Consider the following 24,282-nt stretch of genomic DNA (forward strand, 5'->3'; position numbering starts at 1 on the left):
TTTTTTGAATATTATAGTCCTGCTACTTCCGTGATTTCTGAAACAAATTTATCGGCGAGTGCATCGGCCTCTTTTTGGGATTTTGCTTCTGTATAAATTCTAATAATCGGTTCGGTATTAGATTTTCGTAAATGCACCCAATTTTCAGGAAAATCGATTTTAACCCCATCAATGGTGGTGATGTTTTCTTTTTTGTAACGTTCTTCCATCGTATCCAAAATAGAATCTACATCCAACTCAGGAGTAAGAGCAATTTTCTTTTTGCTCATAAAATAAGACGGATAACTATCCCTCAATTCTTTTACGGAAATTCCTTTTTCCGCCAAATGGGTTAAAAATAAAGCTACCCCAACCAGGGAATCCCTACCATAGTGGCTTTCAGGATAGATAATTCCGCCATTGCCCTCTCCACCGATAATGGCGTTGTTCTTCTTCATTAAAGTCACCACATTTACCTCGCCTACAGCAGAAGCTTCATAAGTGCCTCCGTGTTTTTCCGTAATATCGCGTAGCGCCCGGGAAGAAGACATATTAGAAACAGTGTTCCCTTTTGTTTTGCCCAATACAAAATCTGCACAGGCAACCAGCGTATATTCTTCACCAAACATTTCCCCATCGTTACTTATAAAGGCCAATCGGTCTACATCGGGATCTACTACAATTCCAAAATCAGCTTTTTGCTTTACCACCAATTCGCAAATATCTGTAAGGTGTTCTTTTAAAGGCTCTGGATTGTGAGGAAAATGTCCGGTTGGTTTGCAGTACAATTCTACAACCTCTACCCCCATTTCTTTTAATAATTTTGGAATAACAATACCTCCGGAAGAATTTACACCGTCTACCACCACCTTAAATTTAGCAGCTTTTACCTTTTCAGCATCAACAAGGGGTAAATCCAAAACTTCATCAATATGAATATCCATATACGAATCGTTTACCGTAACGGTACCAAGATCGTCTACTTCAGCAAAAGAAAAGTCATCGCTTTCTGCAATTTCCAAAATTTGCTTTCCATCTTCTCCACTTAAAAATTCCCCTTTATTATTAAGAAGTTTTAATGCGTTCCATTGCTTAGGGTTGTGACTGGCAGTAAGAATAATCCCTCCATCTGCCTTTTCCAAGGGAACCGCAATTTCTACAGTAGGCGTGGTAGAAAGCCCTAGATCTATAACATCGATGCCAAGACCCACCAGGGTTGCCGAAACCAGGTTTTGTATCATTTCTCCAGAAATACGGGCATCCCGCCCAATAACTACAGTAAGTTTATTGCTTTTAACCTGCTTTTTTAGCCAGCTACCATAAGCTGCAGCAAATTTAACGGCGTCTAACGGGGTAAGATTATCACCGGTATTTCCACCGATGGTACCTCGAATTCCAGATATTGATTTTATTAGTGTCATTGAATTAATTTTAACGTGAATCTAACCGAATTGCCATGTGCAACATGAATATTCCTGTAAACGACATGAAAACTCCTATTTATGGCAAAGATAAAAGTTTGATGCGTTTAAACTTCTCAATGAATAAGTTTTGTACAAGATTTTTTTACAGTCTGCCACTATTTCATTAATAATTGTAATTTTAGGAAATGAATTTTCTCGCGCATATTTTTCTATCCGGTGACAATCCAAAAATTAAAGTAGGCAATTTTATGGCCGACAGCATCCGTGGGAAGCGTTATCTGGAATATCCCAAAGATTTTAAAAGAGGTATTATACTGCATCGTGCCATAGATACTTTTACCGATGCGCACCCTACGGTAAGGCTCAGCACTAAAAGGCTCCACAAAAATTACAGTCACTATAGCGGGGTTATCGTGGATATATTTTACGATCATTTTTTGGCTAAAAACTGGAATCAGTACAGTGATAAACCCTTAGGCCTTTTTGTAGATGATTTTTATGATCTTTTAGGAATCTATTATGACGTATTGCCGATAAATATCAAAAAAATGATGCCTTATATGATTGCCGACAACTGGCTACTTAATTACGCCAAACTAGATGGCATTACAAGGGTTTTGGACGGTATGAACCGACGCACCAAAAACAGATCTAAAATGAATTATGCCATTAAGGACCTTGAAGATAACTATGACAGTTTTGAAGCGGAATTCACTTCTTTTTTTGAAGAACTTCAAGCCTTTTGTACACACAAACTAAATTCCTTTACTTAATTATGCTGAAACGATTATTTCTCCTTTCCCTACTTTTAATTGGTAGCTGTAAGTCTACTGAAAAGGTTAAAAAAGGACTGGTTACCAATGAAGCCATGGTAGTATCTGCCCGTGCTGAAGCTTCAAAAATTGGTAGTGTAATTTTAAAACAGGGCGGCAACGCTTTTGATGCCATGATCGCCACCAAATTTGCCCTTGCCGTAGCATTTCCCTTTGCTGGAAATCTTGGGGGCGGTGGTTTTATGGTATACCGATTGGAAAATGGAGAAACGGGAACATTGGATTTTCGGGAAAAAGCTCCCATGGCCGCCTCTAAAACCATGTATTTGGATTCCTTAGGAAACGTAATCCCTAATTTGAGTACTACCGGGGCTTTGGCAGTGGGTGTCCCCGGGAGTGTTGCTGGTATGTTTGAAGCCCATAAAAAATTTGGAAGCATACCTATGGAAAAGCTTATTCAACCGGCAATAGACTTGGCATTGAAAGGTGTTTTGGTAACTAAAAAACAGGCTAACCGATTGAATTACCATCGGAAGAAAATTGTGGAAGTTAGTGGCGATACTATTTTATTTGCAAAACCATTCGAGGAAGGCGACCATATACATTACCAACAGTTGGCAAAAACATTGGAAACTATTAAAACCAAAGGAAAAGACGGTTTTTATACTGGGGGAATTGCAGAAAAAATTGTAGAGGTTATTCAAAAACATGGCGGACTCATAACACTTAAAGACCTCGCTCAATACAATGCCGTTTGGCGCAACCCAACAGTATTTAATTACAAAGATTTAAAGGTTATTTCCATGGCTCCGCCTAGCAGTGGCGGAATCACCCTAGCACAAATCATGAAAATGATTGCGCCTTATAACCTTAAGAAATTGGGCCATAATACAACCAAAGCTATTCAAGTAATTACAGAAGCAGAACGCCGTGCTTATGCCGACAGGGCCTACTTCTTGGGAGATCCAGATTTTTATGAAATTCCGCAGAAAGAATTAATCAGTGATGCATATGTGTCCAAAAGAATGGAATCTTTTTCTTTTGATAAAGCAACCGCTTCGACATCGGTTTCCCATGGAAATATAGAAATTGTGGAAAGCGATCAAACTACCCATTTTTCCATCGTAGATAGTTTTGGAAATGCGGTAGCGGTAACTACCACCTTAAACGGCGCCTACGGTTCTAAGCTTTATTCAGAAGAGCTAGGCTTCTTTTTTAATAATGAAATGGACGATTTTAGCGCCAAACCTGGAGTCCCAAATATGTTCGGACTCATAGGAGCGGAAGCCAATAGCATTGCCCCAGAAAAACGAATGTTGAGCAGTATGACGCCTACTATTGTGGAACAGAATGGAAAACTATTAATGGTCTTGGGAACCCCTGGGGGCTCTACCATTATCACTTCTGTATTACAAACAATATTAAATATAAAAGAATACGGTATGGGGATGCAAGAAGCTGTGGATGCGGCTAGATTTCACCATCAGTGGTTACCAGACGAAATTCTTATGGAACCCAATAGCTTTAATAAGAAAACTATTTTAGACCTTAAAAAACTTGGTTATAAAATTAATGAGTCTAATTCCCGCATTATTGGAAGCGTAGATGCCATACTTGTGCTGCCCGATGGTAAATTGGAAGCAGGGGCCGATAGTCGTGGGGACGATGCAGCAAACGGATTTTAATGCGCACTTAAACCACCATTAGTGAAAACATTTTGTAAATTCACCTTAAAAAGCACTCGATGAAAATTATTAAGAATATCCTTAAATTCCTTTTTGTACTCGCTGCTGTACTGGCTGTAATTAGCGCTGTGGTATATTTTGTCTATAACGAACCACTTCCTGTAGGTAAAGAGGGAAAGGAAGCCGAAGCCTTGGCCCAAAAGATGTTAAAAGCCATCAACTATACAAATTATACAAAAACGAGATTTATAGAATGGTCTGTTAACAATAAACACTTTTATAAATGGGATAAAGAAAAGCATAGGGCCGATGTTAAATGGGATGAGAATTTAGTAAAGTTAAACCTTAAAAACTACAGTAAAAGTGAAGTTTTTATTGATGGTGTTAAAATGCATACAGAACCTCGGGAAGAGCTTATAGAAAAAGCTGTCAACTATTTTAACAACGATTCTTTTTGGCTTGTTGCACCTTTTAAAATTATGGATAAAGGAACCGTAAGAAAATTAGTCAAACTAGATAATGGTGAGGAGGCCTTATTAGTAACTTACACCCAAGGAGGCAATACTCCCGGAGATTCCTATTTATGGAAATTAAAGTCAAACGGTTTTCCAGAGAGCTATAAAATGTGGGCACAAATTATTCCTATTGGCGGTATGGAAGCCTCTTGGGACGATTGGAAGGTGACTGAAACGACTACTTACCTTCCCTCCAAACATAAATTTCTATTTTTCACCTTAGATATGGGAGATGTAAAAGGGTATAATTAGCTTTGTGAGCATCCCATTAATTTTTAATATTTCCAGTTTTAAAAAATAATTCTGCCTTTTCTAAAAATTGAGCAAAAACATAAAATCTCGTTGTGATTTTTCATTGAGTTGGCAAATGATAATCAACCTCTTATAAATTCCATTGCCTGAATTCGGTATTCCATTAATACGTTTAAAATTCAACATAAACGCTCCTTCACTTTTACCACTTAAAATCGTAACTTTACGGTTTTGTATTTTGTATGACGAATTTTGAAGAAAATATAGAGGTAAAGGGTGCTAGAGTCCATAACCTAAAAAATATAGATGTTACCATTCCGAGAGAAAAGTTGGTGGTCATTACCGGGCTCTCGGGAAGTGGAAAATCATCCTTGGCTTTCGATACCATTTATGCGGAAGGGCAACGCCGTTATATAGAAACCTTCTCGGCCTATGCGAGACAGTTTTTGGGCGGACTGGAACGTCCTGATGTCGATAAAATAGACGGACTTTCTCCGGTTATCGCCATTGAACAGAAAACAACTTCCAAATCACCACGGTCTACGGTGGGAACGATTACGGAAATTTACGACTTTTTACGGCTTTTGTTTGCCCGCGCTGGAGATGCCTATAGCTACAATACTGGGGAGAAAATGGTTAGCTACAGCGACGAACAGATTAAAGAGCTTATTTTAGCTGATTTTAACGGAAAACGCATCAATGTATTAGCTCCTGTAGTAAGAAGTAGAAAAGGACATTACAGGGAATTATTTGAGCAAATCGCAAAGCAAGGATTTGTAAAAGTACGCGTGGATGGTGAAGTGGTTGACCTCACGAAAGGAATGAAAGTAGATCGTTACAAAAATCATGATATTGAAATTGTAATAGATCGATTGCAGGTAGACGATAGCGATAACACCTCCAAAAGATTAAGTGAAACTATTAACACTGCCATGTACCACGGTGATGATGTTTTGATGATTTTAGATCACGAAACTGGGGATACCCGCTTTTTTAGTCGGAATTTAATGTGTCCAACCACAGGAATTTCGTATCCCAATCCTGAACCCAATACTTTTTCCTTCAACTCGCCGAAAGGTATGTGCCCAACGTGTAGTGGGTTGGGTAAAATTCATGAAGTAAACTTAGAAAAAATTATCCCTAATGCTAGTTCAAGCATAAAATCTGGAGGAATATCACCTTTAGGGGAATACAAACAATCTTGGATTTTTAAGCAGCTGGAAGTTATTGCACAGCGTTTCGACTTTAAATTAACGGATCCGATAAAAAGTATCTCTTCCGAAGCAATGGATATGATTCTAAATGGCGGAAATGAAAAATTCTCCATTGAATCGAAAACCCTAGGGATTACAAGGGATTATAAAATTGACTTCGAAGGGATTATTAGTTTTATCAAGAATCAATTTGAAGAAAGTCAGTCAACCTCCATTCGCCGATGGGCCAAAGGTTATATGGACAAAGTTAATTGTCCGACCTGCGATGGCAGCCGTCTTCGGGTGGAATCGTTGTATTTTAAAATAAACGAAAAAAACATCGCAGAACTGTCATCCTTAGATATGGTAGAATTGGCTAAGTTTTTTAAGGAACTTCCCCAGTCACTTTCAGAAAAGCAACTTCAAATTGGAGAAGAGATATTAAAGGAAATAAATGCCCGTATTAGTTTCTTGCTGGATGTGGGGTTAGATTACCTTTCTTTGAACAGAAGTTCTAAATCACTTTCTGGTGGAGAGGCCCAACGCATTCGGTTGGCAACACAAATAGGTTCTCAACTTGTGGGTGTGCTTTATATTCTGGATGAACCTAGTATAGGGCTGCATCAAAGGGACAACGACCGACTCATAAAGTCGCTGGAGTCTTTAAGGGATATTGGCAACTCTGTAATTGTGGTGGAACACGACAAGGATATGATTGAACGTGCCGACCACGTCATCGATATTGGGCCAAAGGCCGGTAAAATGGGTGGTGAAATAATTTCTGAAGGCAAGCCAACAGATTTAAAAAATTATCACACGCTTACCGCAGATTATATAACAGGCAAAAAAGAAATTCCTGTTCCTAAGGAGCGACGAAAAGGCAATGGAAAATCCATCACCTTGAAAGGATGCACGGGTAACAATCTAAAAAAGGTGAATGTAGAATTCCCTTTGGGAAAAATGATTGGGGTAACGGGTGTATCGGGCAGCGGAAAATCCACACTTATAAACGAGACCCTCTACCCTATTTTAAATGCCCACTTTTTCAATGCGGTAAAAATCCCCATGCCCTACAAGAGCATTAAAGGTTTGGAGCATATCGATAAAGTTATAGATATTAACCAATCTCCCATTGGGCGAACCCCAAGATCCAATCCCGCTACGTATACAGGTGTATTTAGTGAGATTAGAAGCCTATTTACACAAACTCCCGAAGCGATGATTCGTGGTTACAAACCGGGAAGATTTAGTTTTAACGTAAAAGGTGGTCGTTGTGAAACTTGCCAAGGCGCTGGAGTACGGGTTATAGAAATGAACTTTTTACCAGACGTTACCGTGGCTTGTGAAACTTGTAATGGAAAGCGTTTTAATAGGGAAACCTTAGAGATTCGATACAAAGGAAAATCAATATCCGATGTGTTGGATATGACAATCAATGAGGCTGTGGATTTTTTTGAAAACATCCCCAAAATACACCGAAAACTGGCCACTTTACAAGATGTAGGCTTGGGCTATATTACACTTGGGCAGCAATCTACCACCCTCTCGGGTGGCGAAGCACAACGGGTTAAGCTCGCTACGGAACTTTCCAAAAAAGATACTGGAAATACTTTCTATATTTTAGATGAGCCTACTACAGGGCTTCACTTTGAAGATATTAATGTATTAATGGGAGTTTTAAACACCCTTACCGACAAAGGAAATACGGTATTGATAATTGAACATAACCTGGATGTTATTAAAATGGTAGACCACATTATAGATATTGGTCCCGAGGGCGGAAAAGGCGGTGGAAAGTTAATTGCCACTGGTACTCCTGAGGAGATTATAAAAAACACAAAAAGCTATACCGCAAAATATTTAAAGAACGAGTTAAAATAATTATAGAAGCACTGACTTCCGAAGAAAAATAACAATAATGAGAAAAGAACAACACAGTAAAGGCTGGAACGAAATTAAAACCAACGATTCTTGGGCTATTTTTAAAATAATGAGTGAGTTTGTAAGCGGTTACGAGCGTTTAAGTAGAATTGGACCTTGCGTTTCTATTTTTGGCTCTGCAAGAACAAAACCAGACCACAAATACTATAAGTTGGCTGAAGAAATCGCAACGAAAATAGTGGAGGCTGGTTACGGGGTTATAACTGGTGGAGGCCCAGGAATTATGGAGGCTGGTAACAAAGGTGCTCATCTTGCGGGTGGTACTTCTGTGGGCTTAAATATAGAATTGCCTTTCGAACAACACGACAATCCATATATAGATAGCGACAAAAACCTGGACTTCGATTATTTCTTTGTAAGGAAGGTAATGTTTGTAAAGTACTCTCAAGGGTTTGTAGTCATGCCAGGTGGATTTGGTACATTAGACGAGCTTTTTGAAGCTATAACACTTATACAGACGAATAAAATCGCAAAATTCCCCATAATTTTGGTAGATAGTAGTTTTTGGGGCGGACTAATGGATTGGGTACGTAATACCTTGTTGGAAGCCAATAATAACGTAAGTCCGGGAGATTTGGAATTAATAAAACTAGTGGATACCGCAGACGAGGTTATAGATGTTCTCGATACCTTCTATAATAAATACGACTTGAGTCCGAATTTTTAAGGGAAACTTTTATTTAAATAATTACCAAAGAATTGGAAGGTTCGACGTGTTGATTTTATTTTCCATAAACTTGAATTCTAAACCTTTTCGGGGTATTTGTATATAAACCCCAGCCAACGACCAACCAAAAAGATTGAAAAACCCTTTGTTCCGTTTCTTGAATTACGAATTACAATAGGTTCAAGGTTATAATTTTTATGTTCACAGCTTAGCAGTAAATGATATACAAAAGTTTACATTTCGATCATTTTGTTTTTTATTCCATATAAAACCAACCCTATTCTACTGCGAACGTCCAATTTATCAAAGAGGCTTTCGCGGTAGCCATCAATGGTTTTTGGCGATAAAAACATTTCTGCAGCTATTTCCTTATACGTCATTTCGGTGCACGCCAATTTTAAAAACTCTATTTCCCGATCTTTTAATTTGATTTCATGGGGATCGTTGTCTTTTTTATCAATAGTATCTAAAAGCTTATTGGTAATCCTATCAGAATAGTAAAATCCTTTTTCAATAACGTCATCCAGGGCATTCTGAAAAATTTCCGGGTGGATATCTTTTAAAAGATACCCTTTAGCTCCCAACCGCAACATTTTTATAATAGTTTCTTCACTATCGTCCATAGATAATGCTATAACCTTTTGTTCTGGATGATTCTCTTTTAGCCATTCCATGGTTTCAATACCATTCATCTGTGGCATGTTAATATCCATCAGAACAATATCTGGTAGCGCATTTTTCTCCAACTCCTCAATAAAGTTTTTACCGTTCGAGGCATTGAAGGTTACTTTATAGTTATCAAAAGAGTCTACTAAAGAAATTAGGGACTTGGCAAATAGGGAATGGTCGTCTACAATGGCTATGGAATACTTTTTCATTTTACAAGCTGCTTGGTTGGATACCTCAAAGTTAAAGAAACTCCTTCATTTTTTGCTGTTTTAATGGATAAATCTGCGCCAATAAGTTCGGCTCTTTTTCGCATATTCATCAATCCAGTCCCTTCACTTTCAGAGTCTTGATTAAAACCCACGCCATTGTCGGTAGCGTTTACATAGAGTTCTGAAGGTAAATATCTAACCGTAATGTTCAATACTGAAGCTTTTGAATATTTTACTACATTGGAAAAACACTCTTGAAAAATCCTGAAAATGATAATTTCATCCTTTTTATCGATGTTATAGGATTCCCCTTCTACATCGTATTGAATGCTTAAAAAATTGAGCCTTTTAAATCGGTTTATTTCATTTTCAATAGATTCCTGAAGTCCGATTTTCGAAACAAAATCGGTATTCAACATATGCGAGAGCTGACGGAGTTCTTTGAGGCCCTGCCCTAGCACGTTGGATGCTTCCTCAAAGCCTTTTTGTTTTTCTTCGGGCAGATCGTGCTGAAGCATGTTAAGCTGCATTTTTGCCACGGAGAGCAACTGGCCAATGTTATCGTGCAATTCCCAACTTATATTTTTAAAGGTTTGTTCCTGAATTTCTGTTTGTGCTTTTGAAAGTTCGAGCTCGAATTTTTGAAGCTGATCTGCTTTTTCAATCAAAAGTTCGGTCTTTCTTCTTTGGTATGCCAAAAAAAAGGTTACCACAAAGACTATTAGTATAACAATAAGGATACTTACGTATATAATAAGACTAATAACTTCTTTTTCGTTCTCCATGAAATAGGAATATATCATCCGAAATTTACTGTAAAATTTTTTAATGCCATTTAAAAAACATGGCAGGTTAAAAGGCTAACTAATATTTACTACAAATTAGACGGAACTGGGAACATTTAAAAGGGTATTTTTCCCTTTTATAAAGAATTTTAAGAATTTAGGAAGTTGATTTTTCATTAAATCTAGCATTTATAATAAAACCAGTGATAAAACTTCCGTAAAGAATTATATTAGATAAGAATAGAATAGACACATAAACATTTTCATGATTATCAAATTTTTTGCCAAACAACATTATCGGAATAGTTAATAGATAGTAAAATGCTGAACCTACAATTAACCAAAATGAGAGCTCCTTATGGATTTTTAAAATTACGTCTGAATTGAAAACTTCCGTTAAATAAAATATAGCACTTAACAATAAGCAAAAAGTACCAAGAACCCTAACAATCATTTAATTTCCAGTAAACAGACTATTTTCATTTAGGAAGAACTCGATTCCTATGCCCATTGAATAAACAAGGAACATATAATAAATAGTAGTTTTAAATTTGCTGATTTTAAATTGCTCAAGAAAGTACAAAAGATATATAAAAAGTAAGTATTCTAAAAATATTGTAAATCCAGTAATTCCTCGATAAAAAATATTCGGGTAAGATTTTTACTAAAGTCTGGGTTATATTAGAGTTTTCATTAAAATAAAAATATTCCGGGATGTAGGTAATGCATTCTGCTAGTAGGGTTAAAATTAATAAATATAAATTGCAATTAGCGTTGTAACTACAACCAAAAAATGAATTAAATAACGGAAATAAGACATTAATGCTTAACGGTATTTTGTGCTCCCTGTGTCGATAAACGAAAATAGAAAACTAAAACTACTACAGCATACTTAAGTTTATTTTTTCATCTCCTTTTTATATTAAATGTTCATAAAATGTTTAGTAAAGAAATACAGCTAGAATAGAACCTTACTTTTACCCTTTTACTTTTCTAAGCTATGCTGATTTCTCGAATTTATGATAAAACCAGTGATAAAAAGCCCATAATGGATATAATTTAAAGCAATAAGTAATATAACATAAGTAGAATGAGTAAAATTTAATTTGTGGGCAAATAAAAATAAGGGAATTACAGAAATATAAAAGACACTAATACTTAAAACAATCCAGAAATCTAAAGATGATGTAATTTTTTGAGTTTGATTACCGAGTAAAATTTTTTTGAAATAAAGGGTTGAGGCTAAAAATAAACTTAAAGAACCGTATATAAGAATTCCTCTCATTAAAGATCTATTCAGCGTTTCAATATTAAAATAGAAGTCTAAAAACACAACAAAGGGAAAAATTACTGCAAGTACCCGGATTATAATTCTATCATATTTTTGCTGAATCAACGAATCGTAATACATAAAGTACAAAGCGAAAACAAAGATATAATTGATGTTGAAAATCCAAATATTCATTCTTAAAAGATCTTCTGGAAAAAACATCAACAAATATTGTATAAACATAGAATTCTCATAATACTTAAAGCTAAAAGATATAGTCCCCCCTAAAATTTCAACTAAAACCGTTAGAACCAAGATAACTGCTATGTACTTTGCACTGGATTTTTTTAATAGCGGATAAGTGGCTAAGGCAAGTGCCATAGCAAAGAACTCTAAAAATACTGATGAAAGTCTCAAGTAATCTAAAAATTCTAAGTCAGTTTTCATAGGAAGGCTTCACTCCAGTGGAGATTTTAAATATTTATATCGTGGATATTGGTGTTGTTAGAATTATTTGTAATTAAAACTTTATTTGGATGGCTATTAAATATTATCGTTCGATTCCTTTCTATAATATCAATTTTTTTACCGAGCATCCAACAAAAAAATAATCTGTTATGATACTTGATTTTTTTGAATACTGATTTGGCTTTAATTTCTAAATATGAAATTAAATTTATTTTCTTAAGGAGGCAAGAATAAGTAAAAAACTTATTTTCTGGTAAATGATCGAGCATTTATGATAAAACCAGTTATAAAGCAACCGTATAAAACAATATTTGAGATAAATAAAATTGAAATATATATTTCTTGATTATTTGTGATTAATTTGCTGAAAATTTTTATAGGAATTGTTAAGAGGTAATAAAAGATTGATCCAGTGATTAACCAAAATGAAAGATCCTTATGTATTTTTAATATTCTTTCTGAATTAAAAACCTCCAGATAATAAAGTGTTCCCCCTATGAATAGTAAAAAAGTTCCGAAAATTCTAATAATCATTTGGTCACCAGAAAATAAGCTATTTTCGGTTAAGCTAAATTGAATTATTATGGATACGGTATAAATTATAAGAGAACCATATGTAATTTTTTTATGAGCTTTAGATTTCAAAATTTTAAGAAAGTAAATTAAATAAATATAAAATGTTAAAATTCTAAATGAATTATAAATCCAATAGTTTCTGGAAACCAAATAATCTGGTAAATATCTATAAAGAAACAGTTTAAAAGGTGAATCTTTATTAAAGTAGCAATAAACAGGTATATAGGCAATACATTCCGTAAGCAATGTTAATAGAAGTAAATATAGAAAATACCTATTGGGTGTAAATTGGTATTTCTTATAGGTAATTATAGCTATTAGTGTTGTAATTGCTACAAGAAAATGTATAATGAACCCTACTGATACTGAGGACATAAAATTTAATTTCCTACTGGAGGCCAGGTAGAATGACCATCATTATAAGCATCCACATCTTCAATCATTATTTGAGAACTGGCGGTTTTTGTAAGTACTCTGGATTCTTGCATCCCTGTAGGCCTAATAAAAGCAGAAATGTTACCTTCTTTTTCATCGTCCTCATATTTCCCCAAAGAAAAACGAAGTCCAAGTTCTTTGTATCCTTTTTTCTTGGCTTCTTCCTTAAAGTAGGCTATGTACTCCTCCAATTCTGATACACTCCACCAAAACTCGTGTGAAAAATCTTTTCCGAACTCTTTTTTTAATGCTTTTTCTATAGTATTTACATATTTGCTTTGCAGTTTACTCGCTTTCTCCGGCGAAATACATTTTGCTGGTTTGTTTGCCATTTTGTGGTAGTATTAGTTTGTAATTTAGGTTGACAGCTAAAATAGATAATTTTAACAATTAAAACCTCCCTAAATAAGACTTTTTGCTCGAATTCAGTTTAAAAAAATTACAATATTCCAACTAACTACATCATAGTGCCGAAATTAAACTTCTTACTTTATTGCTTTTTGATTTTTTGCATTCACGATAAAACCAGTAATGAAACAGCCGTACATTACGTAATTGGATATTACCAAAATATAGACATACACCGAAGCTGTAAAGTTTAATTGTTCGGCAAAAATAAAAATGGGCATAGTGACCAAATTAAAGAACAGGATGCCAACGGTTATCCAAAAAGGTAAGGTTTTATAGAACCTAAGGATCTCATCGCTCTTTAAAATGGTGCCCAGGTATAAAAATATGGCTCCTAACGTAAGTAGAACCCCTGCATACATATGGGGCCCTAACCATGATTTTAAAAGATTTGGATAGTTTATCAAGGAAAGAAATACAAAAATTGAATATATAACAATAAAAAAATTCATGATTTTGCGAAATGCTCCAATTTTAAATAACATTCTGTAGTAAGAAAGATATATGTAAAAAGAAACAATAGAGTAAATACTAGCCAGCCAAATATTACTTTTTAGAAAAAAAATAGAAAAAGTATTATTTATGAACATTCCAATACTAGAATTATTATACTTCCATCCAATTATAGGTATTAATTGCAAAAGTTCAATGGCTATAATTATCAGAAGGTATAAAACAAGTATTACATTACTTGAAGTCTTTTCTTTTTTATAATTAGAAATACTTAGAGCGAATGCTATAATTTCTAGCAACAATGTTGACCGCTTTAAATAGAATTCAAAATCAGTCATTTATTTTAATAACTTAGTTGGTTACTGCGGATAACTTGAAGATGGTGGTTCACCTGAACCTCCATACTCTAATGGCGGAACATCCAATAAATCGTGGCCACCTGCTTGAAAAAACAATGGTTTTATAAGGTTTGGCACTACACTCCCTTCTTGCTTATCTGCCCCCATTCTTCCAGTTGGGTTTATAAAAGTAGTAAGGGTATTGCTCTTCTTCCCTTCTTCATTAGGGAAAACACCAATATAAATTCTAAAACCATCTACTTCGCCACCTTTTTCTTTTACGTGTTTAATCGATTCGTTAAGGTACGTAAGTAATTCATCAGTAGAATACCAACTGGAAACGGATAAATTGAATTTTGGTTTTTTCTTTTGAAAAGTAACCGGTTCTATTTTTACACTACGCTGTGCTCCTGCTTGGTTGGCTTGATTTTGAATTTGCTCCAGTAAATTTTTATAGTATTCAAGGGAATCTGCCTTTGCAAACAAGTCTTCGATATCTTTTACAAACCTTTTGCTAAGCTTTTCTGCTAATTCTGGAGTCAATTTTTTCTTGGAAATATCTACTGTTTCGTGTGCCAAATGATTTTCAGATTGTGCACATCCGAGGATCAAAACAGATAAAAGAATAAAAGGAATCCCTTTCAAAAAATTGGTTTTCATGTTTTAAGTTTTAGTTGGTTATAAAATTATATGTTGTTAGTCAGCTCTAATATAAAACATTTTTCTTCGTTAATAACACTAATAATCAGTAACTTAAAAAATAAAAATTGTTTAATTCCTTGAAAAACAGAATTTTATTGTTTTTCAACTTCTTAGAAAGGGGAAAAAACCCGTATTTTAAACGTAATTATCACACAATTAAACTTATACAATGAAAGTCCTTAAATATAAATCTTACGATCCCTCTGTTTATCTTCTGGAACAAATTTTGGTAAAACTGGGTTACAGCGTGGTTATTTCCAATTACTTCGGAAAAGATACTGCGCAAGCGGTCAGGGATTTTCAGCTAAAGAACGATTTGGTGGTCGATGGTATTGTGGGTGTTAAAACATGGAGTAAACTATTGGCGCTGGAAAAAGGGCTCTTTGAAAATACCGATAAGCTGCTCTCTGAAAAAGATTTAAATGACTTTTCCCAAGAATATAATCTGGAGCTCGCTTTGGTAAAAGCGATTAATGAAATAGAAAGTCAAGGAAAAGGATTTTTAATTTCCGGAAGAGCAAAAATACTCTTTGAAGGCCATGTTTTTTGGAGGGAACTGGAAAAAAGAAATGTAGATCCCGAGAAATATGCCTCCGAAGATACCAAGCATATTTTATATAAAAAATGGACAAAAAAATACTATGTAGGAGGCGAAGGGGAATATCTTCGTTTAAAATTGGCATCCAATTTAGATGCAAACCCAGATTTTTTTGATGCCGCGCACGCCGCCTCCTCTTGGGGATCGTTTCAAATAATGGGTTACCACTATAAATCTTTGGGCTACGAAAGCATACAGATGTTCGTAGACGCCATGCAAACCCACGAACGAGAACACCTAAGAGCGTTCGGTAAATTTCTCAAGGTCAATAACCTCATGGTGCCCCTAAGGAATAAAGATTGGGATGCTTTTTCACGTGGTTACAATGGCCCGTCTTACAAACGCAATCAATACGACACAAAGTTAAAGCTTACCTATTTTAAATACAGGAATACCGCTTAGATGATAATTCAGGATTTTTCCCCTTTTCTATATGTATTATTTACTCCATATTGGAGGAAATTAAAAATTACATGAAAAACACGCCGCCATTTTTACAAATCTTAACCAGAATACACACCACTACAAGCGTTACTATAGAAAAAATTAAGCTGTTAATAGAGAATGAAGATTTAAGTGCTTCCGACGACCTATATAAGTTTTTAAATGAAATTGAAGATACTTTAAGAAGGAATAACATTGCTGCTTACAACGAAATTGCCCTTTATAGAACTAAATTATTGGCTTCCAGAACAGCTTTGGATCGAAGGGTTCCTCAAAAAAAGTTTCAACTGGAAAGTGTCTCCTTGCTCTTGCCAAATATAACACAAACGCTCGATGAAGCCCTAAAACCCATAAAAGACAACATAGCCAAGGCACGGGGAAATATTAAAAATTTGGTTGCTAGCGCATATCCTTTAAATTTGGTTTCAGAACATGAAAGCAGGGGACTTAATGACTTGGTGATCCAATTTTGGTCGAAAGTTCGAATCCATGAGGAATTTAAAATGCAAGCAAAAGAAATTTCCAATGCCCTAAACCAACGGGATGTTTTAATTCTTCTTACGGAAGAACTCATTAAAATAAGAAAAGTCCATAAAACTAATCTTGAAGGGAAAAAATAATTTCATCATCCGTGCGTTTCTGCGCCAATAACGACAATGCATTTTCCGATAACTGTAAAATTCTGGGATATCCCCCGGTAGTTTGCGCATCCTTCATTAGAATAATCAACTTGCCAGATGGGGTTAACTGCACTGTTCCTGGCTGGGTCGAAGAGGTTAAAATCGAAAATTTATGGGGATATAGATGTTGTTTCAACTGGTATGCCATCCGGTTATTTTCCTTAGCAATATTAAATAACCCGCTCAAAACATGGTGTTGTAATTCTTCAGAAAACCAATCGAATTCCGGACCTTTAAAAACTTCTATTTTCTTTTCATTAAAATTATGATCGATCCCAGGAAGGTTCTTTTTGATATCTTGATTCGTACTTTTCGTAATTTCCAAGGTTTTGCCAACTGCCAAATGGGAAAATTCGGTTAAAGACACATACCACGATCTACTTCCCAGTATTTCTTCGGTTTTAAACCCGCCCTTTACAGCAAAATAACACCGAATACCACTTTTAAGCTTGCCAAAATTTAAAATATCGCCAGGTTTAATCGCATAAACTTCATCATTGTTAATCTCATTTCCATTAAGGGATGGAGAAATATCGGCCCCCGAAATGGCAATCAGGGTTTCTTCTTGAAATTCCAGCTCTGGTCCCGTCATGGTAATTTCCAAAACTGCGGCATTCTTTTTATTACCCAAGAGCTTGTTGGCAAACGTTGCAGAGATACTGTCCATAACTCCACTTACGGGAACACCTTTGTCACGATAGTTAAACCGACCTAAATCTTGAATGGTAGAGTAAAAACCTGGTTTATTTATTTGTATCATCGAGTTCGTAGGTTTTTAAATGAAAAATATTGGCATCCACCTGAATGGTAATTAGTTTGTGTTCATCTTTTTCTATAGGATAAAATTTAATTTTATCCCCTACACTAACCCCACAGGGCTCTTGGCGCTCTGCATTGAAAACTTTAACCGGAGAATTTCCTATAATGTTCCATCCACCGGGAGATTCTTGGGGATAGACCCCTGTTTGCTCCCCTCCTATTCCCACCGAACCCTGTGGAATATTTAGGCGTGGTTGGTTACGGCGCGGATGGTGCAAGGTTTTATTTAGTCCGCCCAAATACATAAATCCTGGTAAAAAACCTATGCAATAAATAGTGTAAAGCTGTTCGATATGCAATTCTATAATCCTGTCGATACTAAGTTTTTTGGCCACGGAGAATGCCTCCAAATCAATCCCAAAATCCTCATCATAACAAACGGGAATATGCCACAATTTTCGTTGTATTTTGGCAGAAGTATAGTTTTCACGATAGATTTCCTTTATTTTTTTTATCAAATTATCGTGATCTATGGCTGTTTGCGAAATTACCGTCAAAGAATTGTAGGCCGGCACCAACTCATATCCCTGAATATTATCCAAAATGAGTTTTTTAAACTTAATAATATCATTAAGGATTTCTTCATCAACCGTGCGCGGCCATTCGATGAGCAAAGCCTTGGGACCAAATTTTTTATATTCCAGTTTAAATCTATTCAATGTTAACGGCTTGTAAGTTGCTATATAAGAATTTTACGATATCTTCGGAGTTTTCCGTGTCCGAATGTACACAAAAAGTAGTAGCTTTTATGGGAACTCTATTGCGTTGAACACTCCATACAAATCCTTCTTCTGCAATATTGGCAACTTGGTTTAAAATTTCATTTTTATTGGTTAGAACCGAATTGGGAAGCTTTCTACTCACTAAAGACCGATCGTCGTTGTAAGCCCTGTCTGCAAAAGCCTCATATAAAATTTTAAAACCTTGCTTTTTAGCCTCCTCAGCAATTATGCTTCCATAAGGAACATATAAATTCATGTTTTGCTTATACTTTTCGATAGCTTTTAAAAAGGTGTTTGTAAGTTTTTCATCTTTGGCAAGATCGTTATAAAGAGCTCCATGAGGTTTAATGTGTTGCCATTCAATATTTTCCTTAAAGGCAATTTCTTCGAATACTTGTAGTTGACTTTGAATGGTTTCTATTAATTCTTCTTCGGAAATATTTAAAGACAATCGCCCAAAATTTTCTGTATCTGGATAAGAAGGGTGTGCTCCTATCTTCACCTCATGTTTCTTTGCCAATTGCATAACCGATCTCATCGATACTTCGTCACCAGTATGACCACCACAAGCGATATTACACGCTTGGATGTAAGGCATAAGAGCTTCCTCATTATTTGTTCCTTCTCCTAAATCGCAATTTATTATGATTTTCGACTTCATTTTTGCTTGAACAAGTCAATTTTTAACAAAATACCATTTACTCATCAATATTACTGAAATAAAATGTGTCTTTTTACTTTTATCTTCTTCCTAAAATAAAACCGTAGCTTCGGCTATGCTTTAATTTTCTTCCTTGTTAAAAGCAAAAATCTTCCATTTTCTTTTACCATAATATCAATTAGCAAATAGTATAAAGATAGGATAACTTTATCGATTGTCTAAATATTAACACTTAAAAGTGTACTGAACAAACTTTTAACTTCAGAATCACCCCAACCAACCATCTCTGTCTAAACTTCGGTATTGTATGGCTTCTGCGATATGGTTCCCAGATATTTTTTCTTCATGATCCAAATCGGCTATGGTTCGGGCCACTTTTAAAATCCTATCGTATGCCCTAGCGGAAAGATTTAATCGCTCCATGGCATTTCTGAGCAAATCTAAGGAAGCCGCATCCAGTTGGCAAAATTCCCTTATTTGTTTGGTATTCATTTGCGCATTGTAATGAATCGTGGGTAAGTTTTGAAACCTTTCGGTCTGTAGTTCCCTTGCTGCAGTTACCCGTTTTCTAATCTCCACACTGCTTTCGCCTTTTCTATTATCGGAAAGCTTTTCGAAAGGAACTGGAGTAACTTCTATATGGATGTCGATTCGGTCTAAAAGCGGACCCGAAATTTTGCTTAAATACCGCTGCATTTCCGCGGGAGAAGAGGTCACAGGAGCATCCGGATCATTAAAATATCCACCTGGACTCGGATTCATACTCGCAACCAACATAAAACTGGACGGATAAGTAACCGTAAACTTTGCTCGGGAAATGGTAACCTCCCTATCCTCCAAAGGTTGCCGCATAACTTCCAACACACTTCGTTTAAATTCTGGCAATTCGTCTAAAAACAATACTCCATTATGCGCCATCGAAATTTCCCCAGGCTGAGGATAAGCTCCACCTCCTACTAGGGCAACATCTGAAATGGTATGATGCGGACTCCGAAAAGGTCGCTGATTCATGATACCTGTATTGATGGTTCTACCCGTGACTGAATGTATTTTGGTTGTTTCCAAGGCTTCGTTCATAGTCATTGGCGGTAAGATGGAGGGTAGCCGCTTTGCAAGCATGGTTTTTCCAGCTCCCGGCGGACCGATAAGTATGATATTATGTCCACCTGCCGCGGCGATTTCCATACTTCTTTTTATACTTTCTTGTCCTTTTACATCGGCAAAATCGAATTCAGGAAAGTCTAAAGCCTTATAAAATTCTTCTTCAATATTCACAATGGTTTGTTGCAACGGAACATCTTTATCAAAAAAATCAATTACTTCTCTAATATCTTTTACTCCATAAACTTCAAGTCCGCTTACAATAGCAGCTTCTTTTGCATTTTCAGCGGGTAAAATAAATCCTTTAAAACCTTCTTCTTTTGCGTTGATGGCGATAGGCAATGCGCCACGAATGGGTTGCAACGTTCCATCGAGCGACAATTCCCCCAGGATTAAATAATCTTCGAGTCCGTCTGCTTTTATTTGTTCAGAAGCCGTTAAAATACCAATGGCCAAAGTGAGGTCGTAGGCAGAACCTTCTTTGCGCATATCTGCGGGTGCCATATTAATCGTTATTTTTTTTCCGGGAATCTTGAAACTGTTATGTTGCAGTGCCGCCGCAATTCTATAATTACTTTCTTTAATAGCGTTGTCTGGCAATCCCACCAGATGATAGCCAATACCTTGACCTATATTTACTTCCACAGTAATAGTGGTGGCTTCTATTCCAAAAACAGAACTTCCAAAAACTTTTTTTAACATAGACTATTTATTGCAAACAAGTTAAATATACTATAAAAAAATAAGCCCCGGTCATCCCGAGGCTAAATAAGTTTTAGAAAGTTGTTTTATTTTTAGTTCCAGAAAAGACTGTAAAGTACCACTAGAACAATCATAACCGCAAAAGCACCAACATTAAAAACAGGTCCGGTTTTAAATAGCTTTTTGCTAAGCTGAATTCCATGTGGGTCTTCCGCCCCTTTATTTTGCATAAGACTTATAACTACCATAACAAGAGCTGTTAATAGGAAGGTATACCCCATCTGGTTCATAAATGGAATGTCTATAAATATCGGACTGTCTGACCATCCCTTCGGGGCCACTTTAAAATACATTGCAATAGGAATGGATACCAAGGCTCCAATGATGGCGGCCTTGTTGGTTGTTTTTTTCCAGAAAAGACCCAATATAAATACAGCCAAGATACCCGGACTCACAACACCGGTGTATTCTTGTATAAATTGAAAAGCTTGATCGATACCCCCTAATAATGGCGCCATTACACAAGCAATAAGAAGCGCTACCCCAGCAGATATTCTACCAACATTTACCAAAGTGGAAGATTTGGCTGTTTTATTGATGTATTGTTTATAAATATCCATGGTAAAAATGGTAGATGTAGAATTTAACATGGAAGCCAACGAAGAAACAATAGCCGCAGCTAGGGCTGCAAAAGCCACGCCCTTAAGTCCAACAGGTAAAAATTGCAATAACCATGGGTAGGCCTTATCGGCTTGATCTAACGAAGGTAAGTTGTTATTTGCCATACTTCCCAAATTGGCCATAATTTCAGGATCGTTTATAATTACGTAAGCCGCAATACCAGGAATTACTACAATTAGTGGAATAACCAATTTTAAACAGGCTGCCAATAAAATACCTTTTTGTGCCTCTTTTAAAGATTTAGCCGCCAACGTACGCTGGATAATATATTGATTGAAACCCCAGTAATACAAATTCGCAACCCACATTCCACCAACAAGAACGCTGATACCCGGTAGGTTTGTATATTCTGGATTCGATTTATTTAAAATCATGGCAAAACGCTCTGGAACCCTTTCGTAAACAGTTTCCAAACCAGCAATAACGCCATTCCCACCAGATACTGTGTCCAGTGCCAAATAGGTAGTTACCAATCCACCTAAAACTAAGAATACTACTTGAATTACATCCGTCCATGCCACTGCGGAAAGTCCGCCATATAAAGAGTAGGCCGCAGCAAAAAGAGACAACCCTAAAACTCCGTAGATCATGGGGATTCCCATTATGGTTTCCAAGGCCAAGGAACCTAAATACAATACCGAAGCCAGGTTTACAAAAACATAAAGTGCTATCCAAAAAACGGCTAAAATGGTTTTAAGGTTTGTAGAATATCTTTTTTCAACAAACTCGGGAATGGTGTACAGCCCTTTTTCAATAAAAATAGGTAGAAAATACTTACCTACTATAAGTAAGGTCAATGCTGCCATCCACTCATAAGAAGCGATGGCCAAACCAGAGGCAAAACCCGAACCAGACATCCCAATAAACTGTTCTGCAGAAATATTTGCCGCAATTAGCGAGGCTCCAATAGCCCACCATGGGAGTGATTTACTTGCCAGAAAATAATCTTCTTCATTTCTTTCGTGTCCTTCTTTAGATCTGGACATCCATAGCCCTACCCCTAAAATTAAAATTGCATAGCATATGAATACCGCATAATCCCAGAAACTAAAAGTTGATGTCATAGGTTTTTAAGTTAAAATTTAATACTGAAATGCGAATATATAATTTTTATGCAAGAATTTTTGTGAATTAACACGATAAAAAAAGTAAATTATACTTTTAAAATCATAATTCACTGTTTTTGTTACATTTCATAGAGTGTTAATAGAACTTAAATATAATTGTAAGTTCACTGTTGAATCATTTGATATTTCAGAAAGAGTAAAGCCGCACAGATCGAAAAGCAATTTTGTAAATTTGTTTTATAAAAGTGTGTTATGGTACTAAAAGAAATAAAAGAAAGCGTAAGTAATTCAAGTAACCCCGTAGCAAAAGTAATTCATCAAGGGGCAAACTTTAAGGTTTTAGCAATCGGCTTCAAAAAGAGTATGCTACTAAAAGAACATACCGCAAATATTTCTTCTAAATTAACCGTTTTGGAAGGTAAGGTTCAGTATAAAGAAGGAAACAAAACGAAATTACTAAATCAATATGATGAAATTGATATTCCTATTGGAGCTCCTCATTCCGTAGAAGCTTTGGAAGATAGTCTTTGCTTGCTTACCCAAGGTTAATTTTATGGATCTATTCAATACACTCCCACCAAATGAAATAAATATCCTTCCCAGAGATGGTGAAGTTTACTATTACGGTCATATTTTTAATTTGAAAACTACCGATGACTATTTACAAAAACTATTACAATCTATCGAATGGAAAAATGATGAAGCTATTATCTTTGGGAAACGCATTGTAACCAAACGGAAAGTAGCCTGGTATGGAGATAAACCTTTTAAATATACCTATTCCAAGACTACAAAATCTGCGCTGTTATGGACGCCAGGATTACTTCAACTAAAAAAATCGGTTGAAAAAATCACCAATGAAACCTATAATTCCTGTTTGCTTAACCTTTATCACGACGGTAGCGAAGGAATGGCCTGGCATAGCGATGCAGAAAAGGATTTAAAGCAAAATGGAGCTATTGCATCCCTGAGTTTTGGTGCTACCAGAAAATTTTCTTTTAAACATAAAAACACCAAAGAAAAGGTAAATATTATCCTTGAAAATGGAAGTCTTTTAGTAATGAAAGGGGAAACCCAAAAAAACTGGTTACACCGGTTACCGCCCACAAAAAAGGTACTTACTCCTCGCGTAAACCTTACGTTTAGAACTATCGTAGAATGATTGTTCTATTTCTTCTTGATTTCTTATCTTTATATGAAAAAGAAAAAATTGTATGGAAAACTATTTAGTTATCGGAGGTTCCTCCGGAATTGGAAAAGAAATCGTAAATCTTCTATCCAGCCAAGGGCATAAGGTTTTCGCTACCTACAACGCCAATGAAATGGAGGACACAGACCATGTAACTTATAAGAAATTGGACGTTATGGCGGAAGAATTGGATTTAAGTTTTCTTCCCGACGAAGTAAATGGGATTGCCTATTGCCCAGGAAGCATTAATTTAAAACCTTTTAATAGATTTAAGGAAAAAGATTTTTTAGAAGATTACAAACTACAAGTTTTGGGTGCCACAAAAATTATTCAAGAAATTTTACCAAAATTAAAGGCGGTAGAAAAAAGCTCCATTGTATTTTTCTCTACCGTGGCTGTGCAGCAAGGTTTTAATTTTCATTCACAAGTAGCGATGTCTAAAGGAGCTTTGGAAGGTCTTACCAAGGCATTATCTGCAGAATTCGCACCAAATATTCGGGTAAATGCCATTGCTCCCGCTCTTACACAAACCCCTTTGGCGAGTAGGCTGTTAAATTCCGATCAAAAAATAAAAGCGAATGCCGAAATGAGTCCGCTTAAAGAACTTGGGCAACCAGAAGATATTGCCGAGGCAGCGGTGTATTTGCTTACACCAAAATCGAAATGGGTAACCGGACAAATTTTTAAGATTGATGGTGGTATGTCTACGGTAAAACTTTAATTATCCGTCATTAAATAAACATAGAACTAAGGCCCTTGATTCACTCGGGCCTTTTTCTTTGATACATTCTTGGACTTAAAATAAAAGAAACATAACTTTTACATTACTTTATTACTACTTACGCAACAAAATGTATATTTGCGGCCACTAGAACG

At 35.9% G+C, this 24,282-nt stretch carries 22 protein-coding genes; 10 read left to right on the top strand and 12 right to left on the bottom strand.

What is annotated here, in order from left to right; all coding sequences use genetic code 11:
* Positions 1-11: 11 nt before the first annotated feature.
* Positions 12-1,400, bottom strand: a complete 1,389-nt coding sequence (gene glmM, locus HX109_RS15900; RefSeq protein WP_178953835.1) for a phosphoglucosamine mutase — start codon at positions 1,398-1,400, stop codon at positions 12-14.
* A 188-nt stretch (positions 1,401-1,588) separates the two neighbouring features.
* On the opposite strand from glmM, the gene HX109_RS15905 reads away from it, so the two are divergent.
* The 5 genes from HX109_RS15905 (at position 1,589) to HX109_RS15925 (ending at position 8,429) form a co-directional block, all read left to right on the top strand.
* Positions 1,589-2,176 (top strand): ACP phosphodiesterase, encoded by a 588-nt coding sequence (locus tag HX109_RS15905; protein ID WP_178953837.1) that lies wholly within the window; start codon positions 1,589-1,591, stop codon positions 2,174-2,176.
* A 2-nt stretch (positions 2,177-2,178) separates the two neighbouring features.
* Positions 2,179-3,861: a gamma-glutamyltransferase gene (gene ggt / locus HX109_RS15910; RefSeq protein ID WP_178953839.1), complete on the top strand. Its 1,683-nt coding sequence runs from the start codon at positions 2,179-2,181 to the stop codon at positions 3,859-3,861.
* A gap of 59 nt (positions 3,862-3,920) precedes the next feature.
* Positions 3,921-4,628, top strand: coding sequence for a hypothetical protein (locus HX109_RS15915; protein ID WP_178953841.1), 708 nt, complete (start codon positions 3,921-3,923; stop codon positions 4,626-4,628).
* Positions 4,629-4,870: 242 nt separating this feature from the next.
* The gene (uvrA, locus tag HX109_RS15920; protein ID WP_178953843.1) at positions 4,871-7,702 is read left to right on the top strand and encodes an excinuclease ABC subunit UvrA; all 2,832 of its coding nucleotides are present in this window, start codon (positions 4,871-4,873) and stop codon (positions 7,700-7,702) included.
* A gap of 37 nt (positions 7,703-7,739) precedes the next feature.
* Positions 7,740-8,429: a TIGR00730 family Rossman fold protein gene (locus HX109_RS15925; protein WP_178953845.1), complete on the top strand. Its 690-nt coding sequence runs from the start codon at positions 7,740-7,742 to the stop codon at positions 8,427-8,429.
* A 233-nt stretch (positions 8,430-8,662) separates the two neighbouring features.
* Here the strand turns inward: HX109_RS15925 and HX109_RS15930 are convergent, their stop codons facing one another.
* From HX109_RS15930 to HX109_RS15955, 6 genes are all read right to left on the bottom strand, one after another.
* Positions 8,663-9,307 carry a response regulator gene (locus tag HX109_RS15930; RefSeq protein ID WP_178953847.1) on the bottom strand — a complete coding sequence of 215 codons (645 nt, stop codon included), beginning with the start codon at positions 9,305-9,307 and terminating at the stop codon, positions 8,663-8,665.
* Positions 9,304-10,092, bottom strand: a complete 789-nt coding sequence (locus HX109_RS15935; RefSeq protein WP_178953849.1) for a sensor histidine kinase — start codon at positions 10,090-10,092, stop codon at positions 9,304-9,306. The genes HX109_RS15930 and HX109_RS15935 overlap by 4 nt, the downstream gene beginning before the upstream one ends.
* A 985-nt stretch (positions 10,093-11,077) precedes the next feature.
* Positions 11,078-11,809 (bottom strand): hypothetical protein, encoded by a 732-nt coding sequence (locus HX109_RS15940; protein ID WP_178953851.1) that lies wholly within the window; start codon positions 11,807-11,809, stop codon positions 11,078-11,080.
* A 977-nt stretch (positions 11,810-12,786) separates the two neighbouring features.
* On the bottom strand, positions 12,787-13,173 hold the full coding sequence (locus tag HX109_RS15945; protein ID WP_178953852.1) for a hypothetical protein: 387 nt from the start codon (positions 13,171-13,173) through the stop codon (positions 12,787-12,789).
* Between the two features lie 153 nt (positions 13,174-13,326).
* The gene (locus HX109_RS15950) at positions 13,327-13,701 is read right to left on the bottom strand and encodes a hypothetical protein (RefSeq protein WP_178953854.1); all 375 of its coding nucleotides are present in this window, start codon (positions 13,699-13,701) and stop codon (positions 13,327-13,329) included.
* 360 nt (positions 13,702-14,061) lie between these two features.
* Complete coding sequence (locus HX109_RS15955; RefSeq protein WP_178953856.1) at positions 14,062-14,700, bottom strand: hypothetical protein; 639 nt, start codon at positions 14,698-14,700, stop codon at positions 14,062-14,064.
* Positions 14,701-14,911: 211 nt separating this feature from the next.
* Between HX109_RS15955 and HX109_RS15960 the strand changes: the two genes are divergently transcribed.
* Both HX109_RS15960 and HX109_RS15965 read left to right on the top strand, forming a co-directional pair.
* Complete coding sequence (locus HX109_RS15960) at positions 14,912-15,742, top strand: N-acetylmuramidase domain-containing protein (RefSeq protein WP_178953858.1); 831 nt, start codon at positions 14,912-14,914, stop codon at positions 15,740-15,742.
* A gap of 71 nt (positions 15,743-15,813) precedes the next feature.
* Positions 15,814-16,404: a hypothetical protein gene (locus HX109_RS15965; protein ID WP_178953860.1), complete on the top strand. Its 591-nt coding sequence runs from the start codon at positions 15,814-15,816 to the stop codon at positions 16,402-16,404.
* Here the strand turns inward: HX109_RS15965 and HX109_RS15970 are convergent.
* From HX109_RS15970 to HX109_RS15990, 5 genes are all read right to left on the bottom strand, one after another.
* Positions 16,382-17,224 (bottom strand): biotin-dependent carboxyltransferase family protein, encoded by an 843-nt coding sequence (locus tag HX109_RS15970; protein WP_178953862.1) that lies wholly within the window; start codon positions 17,222-17,224, stop codon positions 16,382-16,384. The two genes, HX109_RS15965 and HX109_RS15970, sit on opposite strands and share 23 nt — an antisense overlap.
* On the bottom strand, positions 17,208-17,942 hold the full coding sequence (pxpB, locus tag HX109_RS15975; RefSeq protein WP_178953872.1) for a 5-oxoprolinase subunit PxpB: 735 nt from the start codon (positions 17,940-17,942) through the stop codon (positions 17,208-17,210). Before pxpB ends, HX109_RS15970 begins: the two co-directional genes overlap by 17 nt.
* Positions 17,935-18,666 carry a 5-oxoprolinase subunit PxpA gene (pxpA, locus tag HX109_RS15980; protein WP_178953874.1) on the bottom strand — a complete coding sequence of 244 codons (732 nt, stop codon included), beginning with the start codon at positions 18,664-18,666 and terminating at the stop codon, positions 17,935-17,937. The genes pxpB and pxpA overlap by 8 nt, the downstream gene beginning before the upstream one ends.
* Positions 18,667-18,933: 267 nt before the next feature.
* Positions 18,934-20,469: a YifB family Mg chelatase-like AAA ATPase gene (locus tag HX109_RS15985; RefSeq protein WP_178953876.1), complete on the bottom strand. Its 1,536-nt coding sequence runs from the start codon at positions 20,467-20,469 to the stop codon at positions 18,934-18,936.
* A gap of 92 nt (positions 20,470-20,561) precedes the next feature.
* Positions 20,562-22,214, bottom strand: coding sequence for a sodium/sugar symporter (locus HX109_RS15990; protein WP_178953877.1), 1,653 nt, complete (start codon positions 22,212-22,214; stop codon positions 20,562-20,564).
* Positions 22,215-22,469: 255 nt separating this feature from the next.
* Between HX109_RS15990 and HX109_RS15995 the strand changes: the two genes are divergently transcribed.
* From HX109_RS15995 to HX109_RS16005, 3 genes are read left to right on the top strand one after another with little or no spacing between them, the layout of a single operon-like run.
* Positions 22,470-22,766, top strand: a complete 297-nt coding sequence (locus HX109_RS15995; protein ID WP_178953879.1) for a hypothetical protein — start codon at positions 22,470-22,472, stop codon at positions 22,764-22,766.
* Positions 22,767-22,770: 4 nt separating this feature from the next.
* Positions 22,771-23,379: an alpha-ketoglutarate-dependent dioxygenase AlkB family protein gene (locus HX109_RS16000; protein WP_178953881.1), complete on the top strand. Its 609-nt coding sequence runs from the start codon at positions 22,771-22,773 to the stop codon at positions 23,377-23,379.
* A 52-nt stretch (positions 23,380-23,431) separates the two neighbouring features.
* Entirely contained in the window at positions 23,432-24,127 is a 696-nt protein-coding gene (locus tag HX109_RS16005) for an SDR family NAD(P)-dependent oxidoreductase (protein ID WP_178953883.1), read from the top strand.
* Positions 24,128-24,282: the final 155 nt, after the last annotated feature.

The organism is Galbibacter sp. BG1 (assembly GCF_013391805.1).
In the GTDB taxonomy this organism is placed as follows: domain Bacteria; phylum Bacteroidota; class Bacteroidia; order Flavobacteriales; family Flavobacteriaceae; genus Galbibacter.

Coding starts and splice junctions, on each gene's coding strand:
- HX109_RS15995 (WP_178953879.1), top strand. CDS start 22,470: ATGGTACTAAAAGAAATAAAAGAAAGCGTAAGTAATTCAAGTAACCCC.
- HX109_RS15965 (WP_178953860.1), top strand. CDS start 15,814: ATGAAAAACACGCCGCCATTTTTACAAATCTTAACCAGAATACACACC.
- HX109_RS15915 (WP_178953841.1), top strand. CDS start 3,921: ATGAAAATTATTAAGAATATCCTTAAATTCCTTTTTGTACTCGCTGCT.
- HX109_RS15940 (WP_178953851.1), bottom strand. CDS start 11,809: ATGAAAACTGACTTAGAATTTTTAGATTACTTGAGACTTTCATCAGTA.
- uvrA (WP_178953843.1), top strand. CDS start 4,871: ATGACGAATTTTGAAGAAAATATAGAGGTAAAGGGTGCTAGAGTCCAT.
- HX109_RS16005 (WP_178953883.1), top strand. CDS start 23,432: ATGGAAAACTATTTAGTTATCGGAGGTTCCTCCGGAATTGGAAAAGAA.
- HX109_RS15935 (WP_178953849.1), bottom strand. CDS start 10,092: ATGGAGAACGAAAAAGAAGTTATTAGTCTTATTATATACGTAAGTATC.
- HX109_RS16000 (WP_178953881.1), top strand. CDS start 22,771: ATGGATCTATTCAATACACTCCCACCAAATGAAATAAATATCCTTCCC.
- HX109_RS15955 (WP_178953856.1), bottom strand. CDS start 14,700: ATGAAAACCAATTTTTTGAAAGGGATTCCTTTTATTCTTTTATCTGTT.
- HX109_RS15970 (WP_178953862.1), bottom strand. CDS start 17,224: ATGATACAAATAAATAAACCAGGTTTTTACTCTACCATTCAAGATTTA.
- glmM (WP_178953835.1), bottom strand. CDS start 1,400: ATGACACTAATAAAATCAATATCTGGAATTCGAGGTACCATCGGTGGA.
- pxpA (WP_178953874.1), bottom strand. CDS start 18,666: ATGAAGTCGAAAATCATAATAAATTGCGATTTAGGAGAAGGAACAAAT.
- HX109_RS15905 (WP_178953837.1), top strand. CDS start 1,589: ATGAATTTTCTCGCGCATATTTTTCTATCCGGTGACAATCCAAAAATT.
- HX109_RS15985 (WP_178953876.1), bottom strand. CDS start 20,469: ATGTTAAAAAAAGTTTTTGGAAGTTCTGTTTTTGGAATAGAAGCCACC.
- HX109_RS15960 (WP_178953858.1), top strand. CDS start 14,912: ATGAAAGTCCTTAAATATAAATCTTACGATCCCTCTGTTTATCTTCTG.
- ggt (WP_178953839.1), top strand. CDS start 2,179: ATGCTGAAACGATTATTTCTCCTTTCCCTACTTTTAATTGGTAGCTGT.
- HX109_RS15930 (WP_178953847.1), bottom strand. CDS start 9,307: ATGAAAAAGTATTCCATAGCCATTGTAGACGACCATTCCCTATTTGCC.
- HX109_RS15950 (WP_178953854.1), bottom strand. CDS start 13,701: ATGAATTTTTTTATTGTTATATATTCAATTTTTGTATTTCTTTCCTTG.
- HX109_RS15925 (WP_178953845.1), top strand. CDS start 7,740: ATGAGAAAAGAACAACACAGTAAAGGCTGGAACGAAATTAAAACCAAC.
- HX109_RS15990 (WP_178953877.1), bottom strand. CDS start 22,214: ATGACATCAACTTTTAGTTTCTGGGATTATGCGGTATTCATATGCTAT.
- HX109_RS15945 (WP_178953852.1), bottom strand. CDS start 13,173: ATGGCAAACAAACCAGCAAAATGTATTTCGCCGGAGAAAGCGAGTAAA.